This is a genomic window from Serratia sp. 3ACOL1, assembly GCF_003668775.1.
Classification (GTDB): domain Bacteria; phylum Pseudomonadota; class Gammaproteobacteria; order Enterobacterales; family Enterobacteriaceae; genus Chania; species Chania fonticola.
Map to the genome: position 1 here is coordinate 297,766 of NZ_CP033055.1, position 11,168 is coordinate 308,933.

9 protein-coding genes are annotated in these 11,168 nt (G+C 52.8%); 5 read left to right on the forward strand and 4 right to left on the reverse strand.

The window, feature by feature from the left end:
- Nucleotides 1-379: 379 nt before the first annotated feature.
- From D9980_RS01485 to nagB, 4 genes are all read right to left on the reverse strand, one after another.
- On the reverse strand, nt 380-1,132 hold the full coding sequence (locus D9980_RS01485; RefSeq protein ID WP_024483189.1) for an HAD-IIA family hydrolase: 753 nt from the start codon (nt 1,130-1,132) through the stop codon (nt 380-382).
- Nucleotides 1,133-1,199: 67 nt separating this feature from the next.
- Nucleotides 1,200-2,420 carry an N-acetylglucosamine repressor gene (locus D9980_RS01490; protein ID WP_065686412.1) on the reverse strand — a complete coding sequence of 407 codons (1,221 nt, stop codon included), beginning with the start codon at nt 2,418-2,420 and terminating at the stop codon, nt 1,200-1,202.
- A gap of 26 nt (nt 2,421-2,446) precedes the next feature.
- Nucleotides 2,447-3,586, reverse strand: coding sequence for an N-acetylglucosamine-6-phosphate deacetylase (gene nagA / locus D9980_RS01495; protein ID WP_021805318.1), 1,140 nt, complete (start codon nt 3,584-3,586; stop codon nt 2,447-2,449).
- Nucleotides 3,587-3,604: 18 nt separating this feature from the next.
- Nucleotides 3,605-4,405 (reverse strand): glucosamine-6-phosphate deaminase, encoded by an 801-nt coding sequence (nagB, locus tag D9980_RS01500; protein ID WP_021805317.1) that lies wholly within the window; start codon nt 4,403-4,405, stop codon nt 3,605-3,607.
- A gap of 336 nt (nt 4,406-4,741) precedes the next feature.
- On the opposite strand from nagB, the gene nagE reads away from it, so the two are divergent.
- From nagE to D9980_RS01525, 5 genes are all read left to right on the forward strand, one after another.
- Entirely contained in the window at nt 4,742-6,775 is a 2,034-nt protein-coding gene (gene nagE / locus D9980_RS01505; RefSeq protein ID WP_121606191.1) for an N-acetylglucosamine-specific PTS transporter subunit IIBC, read from the forward strand.
- Nucleotides 6,776-6,967: 192 nt separating this feature from the next.
- Entirely contained in the window at nt 6,968-8,632 is a 1,665-nt protein-coding gene (glnS, locus tag D9980_RS01510) for a glutamine--tRNA ligase (protein WP_121606192.1), read from the forward strand.
- A 518-nt stretch (nt 8,633-9,150) separates the two neighbouring features.
- Nucleotides 9,151-9,339 carry a DUF4762 family protein gene (locus D9980_RS01515; protein WP_024483185.1) on the forward strand — a complete coding sequence of 63 codons (189 nt, stop codon included), beginning with the start codon at nt 9,151-9,153 and terminating at the stop codon, nt 9,337-9,339.
- A gap of 213 nt (nt 9,340-9,552) precedes the next feature.
- Complete coding sequence (locus tag D9980_RS01520; protein ID WP_202913971.1) at nt 9,553-10,221, forward strand: thioredoxin domain-containing protein; 669 nt, start codon at nt 9,553-9,555, stop codon at nt 10,219-10,221.
- Nucleotides 10,221-11,168 carry an ABC transporter gene (locus D9980_RS01525; protein WP_121606193.1) on the forward strand — a complete coding sequence of 316 codons (948 nt, stop codon included), beginning with the start codon at nt 10,221-10,223 and terminating at the stop codon, nt 11,166-11,168. The genes D9980_RS01520 and D9980_RS01525 overlap by 1 nt, the downstream gene beginning before the upstream one ends.

Genomic DNA, 11,168 nt, shown 5'->3' on the forward strand with positions numbered 1-11,168 from the left:
TTCTGATAATGAAAATGCGTCAAAAGCTGAGGTAGATGCAAGCGATTTAACGTTACGCTGAAAAATAGTCTTGGGGTGGGGTGTTAAAATTAGCGGATATTCATTTTTTTGCGTTAAAAATTGTTGAATATCTAATTTATTGCCGAATGAGGCGAGGGCGAGATAAATTTTCAGGCGTTTTGATGATCGATGTTTTCCCTCACCCCAACCCTCTCCCACAGGGAGAGGGAGCTGTCCGGAGATCTTGGTTAGCTTGTGCGACTTCGGAAAGTAGAGTGTAAGAACAGAAAGGTAAGGTATTACGTCAAGCGATCAGCGAGCTGGATCGGTCCCCTCTCCCTGTGGGAGAGGGTTAGGGTGAGGGGCCATTGTTTGCGGCTTAAAAAATAGTGATATCCGCCACGGAAGGGAAGATATAGCTCGGGCGGAACGGCATGGATTCAACATCGTTCAGGTTTGAGACGCCAGACAGCACCAGCACGGTTTCCAGCCCGGCCTGGAAGCCAGCGAGGATATCGGTGCGCAGGTTGTCCCCGACAATCACCGTTTCTTCCGAATGTCCCTGCATCTTGTTCAGTGCGGCTCGGATAATCCACGGGCTAGGCTTGCCGACATAAAACGGCTTACGGCCAGTGATCTTCTCGATCGGCGCGCACAGAGCCCCACAGGCCGGTGTGAAACCATGGCCATGGGTATCCGGGTTGGTGGCAATAAAGCGTGCCCCGTTGTTCACGAAGAAGGCCGCTTTATGCATCATGTCCCAGTTGTAGGAACGGGTTTCACCCACGATCACGAAATCCGGGTTGATATCGGTGATGGTAAAGCCGGCTTTGTAGAGTTCGTGGATCAGTGCGCCTTCGCCCACCACATAGGCTTTTTTACCTTCCTGGCGGCGCAGGAAATCGGCCGTCGCCATCGCTGAGGTATAAAATGCGCTTTCTGGCACGTCCAGGCCAGCGGCGGCAAAGCGGTTGGCCAGATCCTGGGCGGTTTGCGAAGGGTAGTTGGTTAGCACCACCAGCGGCATTCCCTGCTCCTGAATACGAGCCAGGAACAGATCGGCTCCAGGGATCGGGGTATTGTCATGCAGCAGCACGCCGTCGATGTCACATATCACGTTTTTGATAGTCATTGTTGCTGGTCTCATGATAAACGGCAGGGCAAAAAAGCCAGAAGTGCATCCCTGCCAAACAGGCAGTTTAACTTTCTAGCAGCCGTTGGAGAAGTACACCGTTGAGCATTGCCCGTTTAGCCAGGGCAAAAGCACCGATCGCTGAACGATGATTGAGTTCGGAAGTGACCACCGGCAGGTTTCTGCGGAAATCCTTCAGTACCTGGGTGTTGATGCAGCTTTGGATGGCGGGTAACAGCACTTTGTCCGCTTCGGTGATTTCACCGGCGATCACCACTTTTTGCGGGTTGAACAGGTTGATGGCGATGGCTACCGCCTTGCCCAGATAGCGGCCAACGTGTTCGATCACTTCGCTGGCCAGCAAATCTCCGCGATTGGCGGCTTTGCAGATGGCGGCAATGCTACAGTCGTCCAGCGTCATTTTGCTTGGGTAGCCCTGACTCAGCAGGTGGCGTACGCGTTGTTCGATAGCAGCGTTGGCTGCCACGGTTTCCAGGCAGCCGAAGTTACCGCAGTGGCAGCGCTCGCCGAGGGGATCGATTTGAATATGACCAATCTCCCCCACGTTGCCGTTATTACCGAGGAAGATTTTGCCGTTGACGATGATCCCGGCGCCAGTGCCCCGGTGCAGGCGCACCAGAATGGAGTCTTCACAATCCCGGGTAGCCCCGAAGTAGTGCTCCGCCAAGGCCAGGCTGCGGATATCGTGGCCGACAAAACTGGTGACGTTGAAGCGTTGCTGAAGATGATCGACTAACGCCCAGTTATCGACGCTGATGTGCGGCATGTAGCGCACTACGCCTAAAGCCGGATCGACCAGGCCAGGCAGGATCACGGCAATGGCGATCAGTTCGCGCAGTTTGCGCTGGTAGCTTTCGATAAACTGCGCAATGGCGTTGAGCAGTGCGTTTTCCAGTGTCTCCTGGGTGCGTTCCGGCAGAGGATAGTGCTCCTCTCCAAGCGACTTACCGCCCATATCGTACAGGGTGATAGTGGCATCATGGCGGCCCAGGCGGACGGCAACGGTGTGGAAATTGCGGGTTTCACTGACAATGGAAATGGCACGGCGGCCACCGGTGGAGGCTTGCTGATCGACCTCTTTGATCAGCCCGCGCTCCAACAGTTGGCGAGTAATTTTAGTGACGCTGGCGGGGGCAAGCTGGCTGAGTTCGGCAATCTGAATGCGCGAGATCGGGCCTTGCTGGTCGATCAGGCGATACACTGCTGCGCCGTTAAGTTGCTTAACTAAGTCAACATTCCCTATTTGTGCTTGTCCGCCAGTGCTCATCAATAATTCTACTCGCTGTTCATGGATTAAACCTCGTTGCCGTTAACGAGGGTCTTGGTGATTTGGTAATCACGGGTAAAGGCGGTCAGGTTGGCGACCTTGCCGGCTTCGATGGTGCCTAAACGTTGTTCGACACCGATAGCGCGAGCCGGGTAGAGCGTTGCCATACGCAGCGCCTCGTCCAGTGCGATACCGACATGCTCTACGCTGTTTTGCACCGCTTCGATCATGGTCAGTGCGGAGCCGCTCAGAGTGCCGTTTTCGTCAACGCAGAGGCCGTCACGATAATAAATGGTTTTACCCGCAAAAATAAACTGATCGATATCCGCGCCTGCTGGTGCAGTAGCATCGGTAACCAGCACCAATTTATCACCTTTTACCCGCTTGGCGTTACGGATACTCGCCCAGGCCACGTGGTGCCCATCGGCAATGATGCCGGTATATACTTCTGGCGTGTCGAAGATCGCGCCCATCAGGCCCGGTTCGCGGCCACTGATGTACGGCATGGCATTGTACAGATGGGTGGCGAAGGTAATGCCTGCGGCGAAACCAACGCGTGCCTGATCGTAAGTGGCATTGGAGTGGCCAGCGGACACTACGATACCGGCGTCGCTCAGCTGTTTGATAAAGTGTGGTTCCACCATTTCTGGCGCCAGGGTCACTTTGCTGATCACGTCGGCATTGGCACACAGGTAGTCGATCATCTCGCTGGTAGGCTTGCGGATAAACGCCGGGTTGTGGGTGCCTTTCTTCTCCAGGCTCAAGTACGGCCCTTCCAGATGCAGGCCAAGGGCCTGATTGGGATGGTTCTTCAGATAAGCGCGCATCACGTTGATGCCGTGCTTCATATAATCGTCGCTGCAGGTGATCAGCGTTGGCAGATAGCTGGTACAGCCGGATTTCTCGTTGGCGCGCTGCATGATTTCCAGCGTGGTTTCCGAGATGGCTTCCAGTGAGTCGTTAAATTGCACGCCGCCGCAGCCGTTAAGCTGCACGTCGATAAAACCGGGGGCTAGGATGGCGCCACCCAGATCGCGCGTTTCGATGCCTGCTGGCAGCTCGGCCAGTGGGCAGACTCGTTCAATCAGGCCATCAGCAATCACTACCGCATGGTCATCAAGCACGTCGTGGCCGGTAAAAATCCGGCATTGGGTTAAAGCGAACATGTAGCCCCCTGCAAAAAATTAAAGACTATTAACGCTTTCCGCTTCCAACTCGCGGAAATACTTAACGGTTTTCACCTTCAGTTCCATGGTGGACGGTTCGTCACAAACCACCACGGCTTTGGCATGCAGCTGCAGGCAGCTAATGGTCCACAGGTGGTTGATGCTGCCTTCCACTGCGGCTTCCAGCGCCTGTGCCTTGCCACGGCCAGTGACCAGGATCATCACTTCTTCCGCATCCAGCAGGGTACCTACGCCGACGGTCAGGGCATATTTTGGCACCTGGCTCACGTCACCGTCGAAGAAGCGGGAGTTGGCGATGCGGGTTTCTTCGGTCAGCGTTTTGATACGGGTGCGTGAAGCCAGGGAAGACGCTGGTTCGTTGAACGCAATGTGGCCATCGAAGCCTACGCCGCCCATGAACAGGTTAACTTTGCCGTAGGATTTCATCTTGGCTTCGTACTGACGGCACTCTTCGTCAACGTCTGGTGCGTTGCCGTTCAGCAGGTTGATATTTTCACGTGGGATATCAACGTGGTCGAAGAAGTTACGGTACATGAAGGTGTGGTAGCTTTCCGGGTGTTCCTGCGGCAGGCCAACATATTCATCCATGTTGAAGGTCACGACGTGCTTGAAGCTGACTTCACCGGCTTTATGCATCGCGATCAGGTGTTTGTAGGCTTCCAGCGGGGTGCCACCGGTTGGCAGGCCAAGGACGAACGGGCGATCTGCGGTCGGTTTGAAGGCGTTGATACGCTGAACGATATGGCGTGCGGCCCATTTGCCGACTTGAGTAGTGTCTTGTAGTGGGATAAGTCTCATCGTACACCTCTAGGTAGAATAAACTGTGTCTATACTGGTACGGGCAACAACCGTAGCTTAAAGCGTAACTCAGCTTTGTGAAGCTGGTATTCGGGATTACTGCCCGTTGATTTTTTGAATGATAAAATAAGTTTTGTGCGATGGCTAGCAATGTGGCAGTTTAACACTACTTTTTGGTGACATTTGTCACAAAAAAGGAGGTTTTAATTTGCGATACGAAATAATTTTTTTACACTCCGCATGAGTGATACGTGCCAAGCGTTATTTCTAAAAAGGTAGTGAGTTATCTCAATAAACTGCCAATAGGGTCCGGCATCGGACGAATAGGGGGAAAAGGTGAACATTCTTAGTTATTTACAAAAGGTGGGTCGGGCCTTGATGGTTCCGGTAGCCACACTGCCTGCCGCGGCCATCCTGATGGGTGTCGGCTACTGGATTGACCCGGTTAGCTGGGGTGGGGACAATGCTCTGGCAGCCTTGTTCATCAAATCTGGTTCGGCCATTATCGATCATATGTCGGTCCTGTTCGCCATTGGTGTGGCTTACGGTATGTCCAAAGACAAAGACGGTGCTGCTGCACTGACCGGTTTTGTCGGCTTCCTGGTAGTGACCACGCTGTGTTCACCTGCCGCCGTGTCAATGATTCAGAAGATCCCTCTCGATCAGGTTCCAGCCGCCTTTGGCAAAATCGAGAACCAGTTCGTGGGTATCCTGGTGGGTATCATTTCTGCCGAAGTCTACAACCGTTTCAGCGGTGTTGAACTGCCGAAAGCGCTGTCATTCTTCAGCGGCCGCCGTCTGGTGCCAATCCTGATCTCCTTCCTGATGATCCTGGTTGCCTTCATCCTGATGTACATCTGGCCGGTGGTGTTCAACGGTCTGGTCAGCTTCGGTGAGCAGATCCAAAAGCTCGGCTCTGCCGGTGCCGGTATCTACGCCTTCTTCAACCGTCTGTTGATTCCGGTCGGTCTGCACCATGCGCTGAACTCGGTATTCTGGTTTGACGTTGCCGGTATTAACGATATTCCTAACTTCCTGGGTGGTTCGCAGTCTATCGAAGCGGGTAAAGCGACTATCGGTATCACTGGTCGTTACCAGGCAGGCTTCTTCCCAATCATGATGTTCGGTCTGCCGGGTGCAGCGCTGGCCATCTACCACTGCGCACGTCCAGAGAACAAAGCGAAAGTGCTGGGTATCATGATGGCGGGGGCGTTCGCTGCCTTCTTCACCGGGATCACCGAGCCGCTGGAATTCTCCTTCATGTTCGTTGCTCCTGTGCTGTATGTGATCCACGCTATTCTGACGGGTATCTCCGTGTACATCGCGGCCAGCATGCAGTGGATTGCCGGTTTTGGCTTCAGTGCCGGTCTGGTGGATATGGCGTTGTCAACGCGTAACCCACTGGCGACCCACTGGTTCATGCTGATCCCGCAAGGCCTGGTGTTCTTCGCTATCTACTACGTGGTCTTCCGCTTCACCATCAAAAAATTCAACCTGATGACCCCAGGCCGTGAACTGGCGGTTGCCGGTGACGAAACCGACGGTTATGACGTGGATACCGCTGCTGGTAAGAACGAAGATGAAACCACTACCCTGGCTCGTCGCTATGTGAGCGCCATCGGGGGTTCTGACAACCTGACCGGGATCGATGCCTGTATCACCCGTCTGCGTCTGAACGTTAAAGATTCTGCGTTGGTGAACGATGCTCTGGCTAAACGTCTGGGTGCTTCAGGCGTGATCCGTCTGAACAAGCAAAGCGTGCAGGTGATTGTCGGGACTCGTGCCGAACTGATTGCCAGTGCGATGACCAAAGTGGTTGCAGCAGGCCCGGTAGCGGCAGCCTCTGCTCCAGCCGCCGCAGCCGCTGCGGCAGAAGTTAAACCGCAGGCCGTACCTAACGTCGCTAAAACCGTGTTGGAAGCGCTGGTGGCGCCGGTAACCGGTGAAGTGGTTGCTCTGGATCAGGTGCCGGACGAAGCCTTCGCCAGCAAAGCGGTCGGTGACGGTGTGGCGATTCGCCCAACCGATAAAACTGTCGTGGCGCCAGCTGATGGCACCGTGGTGAAGATCTTCAACACCAACCACGCTTTCTGCCTGGAAACAGACAAGGGCGCGGAGATCGTCGTGCACATGGGTATCGACACCGTGGCGCTAAACGGTCAGGGCTTCAAACGCCTGGTGGAAGAGGGTGCTGAGGTGAAAGCAGGTCAACCTATCCTGGAAATGGATCTGGAATACCTGAATGCCAATGCGCGTTCGATGATCAGCCCGGTAGTGGTCAGCAATGCTGATGACTATGCTGGCCTGACGGCGCTGGCAACCGGCAATGTCGTTGCTGGCCAGACCAAGCTGTTCGAGATCCAGAAATAAGTTGGGTTTAACCCTGGCTCCGCCCGGGCGTTAAACGGGCGGTAAGCAGTATCAGCGGGAAAAGAGCGATCTTTTCCCGCTTTTTTTGTTTTTGCACCATGGGAACTTGACGAATAACGGTTGTTTCTGGGCGCGGCTTATTGGAACATAGAAGGTTATATGTGTAGCGCTTTGCATTTGAGGAATAGTGACATGAGTGAGGCAGAAGCCCGCCCAACCAATTTTATCCGTCAGATCATTGATGAAGATCTGGCATCAGGGAAGCATACGTCGGTTCATACACGTTTCCCACCGGAGCCTAATGGCTATCTGCATATCGGCCATGCCAAGTCCATTTGCCTGAACTTTGGTATCGCCAAGGATTATCAGGGCCAATGTAACCTGCGCTTCGATGACACCAACCCGGTAAAAGAAGACATCGAATTTGTCGACTCCATCAAGCACGATGTGGAGTGGTTAGGCTTTACCTGGAGCGGCGACGTTCGTTATTCCTCGGACTATTTCGATCAACTGCACCAGTATGCGGTTGAGCTGATCAACAAAGGCCTGGCCTATGTTGACGAGCTTTCTCCCGAGCAGATCCGTGAATATCGTGGCTCGCTGACGGCTCCGGGCAAAGACAGCCCGTACCGTACCCGCACGGTTGAAGAGAACCTGGCGCTGTTTGAAAAGATGCGTAACGGCGAGTTTGCCGAGGGCACTGCTTGCCTGCGCGCCAAGATCGATATGGCCTCGCCGTTTATCGTGATGCGCGATCCGGTGATCTACCGCATCAAGTTTGCGGAACACCATCAGACTGGCAACAAATGGTGCATCTACCCGATGTACGATTTCACCCACTGCATTTCCGATGCGCTGGAAGGGATCACCCATTCGCTGTGTACCCTGGAGTTCCAGGATAACCGCCGCCTGTACGACTGGGTGCTGGATAACATCACCATCCCTTGCCATCCGCGTCAGTACGAGTTCTCACGCCTGAATCTCGAATACGCCATCATGTCCAAGCGCAAGCTGAGCCAGCTGGTCACCGAGAAGATTGTTGAAGGTTGGGATGACCCACGTATGCCAACCGTGTCCGGCCTGCGTCGTCGTGGCTATACGGCCGCCTCCATTCGCGAATTCTGCCTGCGTATCGGTGTCACCAAGCAGGACAATAACGTCGAGATGATGGCGCTGGAATCCTGTATTCGTGACGATCTGAATGAGCACGCACCGCGTGCCATGGCCGTGCTGGATCCGGTGAAGGTGATCATCGAGAACATGTCGCAAGACGTGGAAATGGTGACCATGCCTAACCACCCGAACCAGCCGGAAATGGGCAGCCGTGAAGTGCCGTTCAGCCGCGAAGTGTACATCGATCGTGCAGACTTCCGCGAAGAAGCCAACAAGCAGTACAAACGCCTGGTGCTGGGCAAAGAAGTGCGCCTGCGTAATGCGTATGTGATCAAGGCTGAACGCGTGGAGAAGGATGCGGAGGGTGAAATCACCACCATTTTCTGCACCTACGATCCAGATACACTGAGTAAAGATCCTGCCGATGGCCGCAAGGTGAAAGGCGTGATCCACTGGGTGTCTGCGGCACACGCCTTACCGGCAGAAATTCGCCTGTACGATCGTCTGTTCAGTGTGGCTAACCCGGCGGCGGCAGAGGACTTCCTCGCCACCATCAACCCGGAATCGCTGATTATCAAGCAAGGCTTTGTCGAGCCAAGCCTGGTAGCTGCCCAGCCGGAAAAAGCCTATCAGTTCGAGCGTGAAGGTTATTTCTGCGCCGACAGCCGCTATTCTACAGCCGAGCGCTTGGTGTTTAACCGCACCGTAGGCCTGCGTGATACCTGGGCCAAGATTGGCGCTTAAGCTTAGCCAAGCCTAGCGCGTTTCCTTGCCTGTTTGTCTCTTGATCGGATCTTCTGGTCAAGAGACATCTCCAGTTTTGCTCTGAATACTACCCTCATGTCGTTTCCCCTCCCGCTTACTGTCCCTGATTTTGGTTATTTAGTCCGCTTTTTTTACCTTTAACTATAAAACCATAAAAAAACTGTGGTAATAAACTCGCCGGATTTATCTGGCCTGCACTTAATATTGCGTAAATTCTGAGTCGTTCACCTTGGCTTATTCCTATTACTAAATATCGAAATAACGGGAGGTTGCGACCACTTATACTTATATTTTTTCGCTATGCGTATTAGCCACAAATTTATTGATCTGCGTTAGTTGTTCGGCTATTCTTGCCAGAAATACAGGATGGTAAATAATAAAAATCAGCATGCTTTAATAAAGGCATAGTTTATTGTGCCTTTATACTAAGCATGGCTTTTTTCTATCGGATAGATATTGCCAAGGCTGATTTATACTCACTATATAAGGATTATGTTGTGAAAAAGCTTACTGTTTCTCAAGCCAACTCAATTGTCGGCGGTACCTGCAAAACCTGTTCTACCAAATATATCGCCTCTGGTTTCAAGTGCAATATGGTAACGACCTGTACCGATAAAACCGGTAAAGTCATCAGCCAGGACTCTAAACCTACCGCATTGGCCAATTGCGGTATCATTGAGAAGTAATACTGAGTAACGGTATCCTGTTGCCACCGTCCTTACTACCCTTTAGTAGATGGTTATTGAGCCCGAGTCACGCTCAACCCTGTGTCCAGTAAGGGCGGGTAAGGCATGGATCATTATTCAGCGTTTATTTCAGTGCTGATGCGAGGTTTTTTCGTGTCAGCCTGTTTAGCAACAATAAAGCTCATTGCCAGGCCTTTTTAGGACGCGTTTTTTATGTTCAGAACCCCTCTGTTTATTACCTTGTATACGTTAGTGGTTATTATTGTCTCATCACTCATGACGACAGCCTATTTTCACTATTTTGTATTGAACACTAATGACGAACAGCAAAGCCTGGTCGCTTTCGATAATAACAATGCTAACAATAGTCCGATCAACGAAGACAATACCCTTATCGAGCTCTTCTCTTATGGCTGCCACTACTGCGCCCTGAATGAAGAAAATATCGATAAGCTGGAAGCACGGATGCCTGCCGGGAGCAAGTTGATCCGTTTGCATATCAATAACGAGCAGATGAATGGTTTGGCCAGTTTTTCCTCATTGTTTGCGACGCTAACGGTGATGGGCATTGAACCGCAGCACCGTCAGAGCGCCTATGACGCGATTATCCGGGACAAGGTCGATCTGAGTAACCCTAAAAATCGTGATATCTGGCTTCAGGAACAAAACATCGATCTCGCGGAGTACAGCCGAGTTAGCCAGACCCCACAGGTTAAAGCTTTGCTGAGCTATATGACCGATGTCACCCGCTATTACAACATAGACGCAACGCCGAGCTTTATCGTCAACAGGAAATGGCTGGCATTACAGGATCGTGAGTTCCCCGAGTTTGCTGACCACCTGTTGTCGTTGTTACAGCATGACAAACCGCTGGAGCCCTAATGCGTTTCTTTGCTGTGTGGGCCTATCTGGCATGGCGAAATAGCCTGGAAACGCTGACGCGTAGTATGGCGCCCTTGCGCAAAGCACAGAGGATCACCGCCTGTTGGTTATTGCAGCACGGTGATTATCGTTGGTTTCTTGCGTTGGCGGCATGGGGCAGAAGGTTGCGGCTAGGCGATCGAGGGGAGCGTAGGCGTGCATTTGTAGCCGCCGCCAATAAGCAATGCCTGCTTGGCGATGGCCGTAAATTGGATTTTGCCGGGGTGAGCTATCGTCGGCGGCTACTGGATCTGGCCGCCACCTATGGGCAAAGCCCACAGATACAGGCTCAGATGGAGCGTTGTAAAGCGCAGTTGAATGCCGTTGTGGAGCCTTTGCATCAAGCCGGTTCGCCGGTGGTGCTAGCTCCGTTGCATATGGTGTCCGATGTGTTGGCCGGGATGGTTGGGGGAGCGGCTTTCCCTGGCCAGGCAACGGTGATCGTTTCCAGCAGTGTGGAAATCTATCAGGAAAAAGTCCGTCAGCTAGGGAAGGTCAATCTTGCTTATTGTTCGATCCATGACGATAGCCGGGAAATTGCTGGCAACCTGATGGCGGCGATCATGGAGGCAGCGGATCATCGGCGGAACATCATGATCTTCCCGGATATCACCCCCGATTACACCGTCAATGCCAATACGGCAGCAACGGCAAAACTACCTTGTCGGCTTTTTGATCGCCCTGCCAATCTGCACAGCGGAGTGATACGCATTGCCCGGGCGTTATCGGCACAGGTGGTTTTTTATTACCTGTATTACGACCAGGAACTAAAAATCCATATTGAGCCGCCGGTGCAGGCTCGCAGCTTGAAAGCCAGGCTGCCGGAAATCATTGAAACGTCGATAGCCCGGCATCCTGAAGACTGGCTGTTATGGCACTCGCATTCGTTATTTTTTATCAATGAATAA

Bases quoted from the DNA above. Each gene is read 5' to 3' on its own strand.
- D9980_RS01485 (WP_024483189.1), bottom strand. From the start codon at position 1,132: ATGACTATCAAAAACGTGATATGTGACATCGACGGCGTGCTGCTGCAT.
- D9980_RS01490 (WP_065686412.1), bottom strand. From the start codon at position 2,420: ATGAGCACTGGCGGACAAGCACAAATAGGGAATGTTGACTTAGTTAAG.
- nagA (WP_021805318.1), bottom strand. From the start codon at position 3,586: ATGTTCGCTTTAACCCAATGCCGGATTTTTACCGGCCACGACGTGCTT.
- nagB (WP_021805317.1), bottom strand. From the start codon at position 4,405: ATGAGACTTATCCCACTACAAGACACTACTCAAGTCGGCAAATGGGCC.
- glnS (WP_121606192.1), top strand. From the start codon at position 6,968: ATGAGTGAGGCAGAAGCCCGCCCAACCAATTTTATCCGTCAGATCATT.
- D9980_RS01520 (WP_202913971.1), top strand. From the start codon at position 9,553: ATGTTCAGAACCCCTCTGTTTATTACCTTGTATACGTTAGTGGTTATT.
- D9980_RS01525 (WP_121606193.1), top strand. From the start codon at position 10,221: ATGCGTTTCTTTGCTGTGTGGGCCTATCTGGCATGGCGAAATAGCCTG.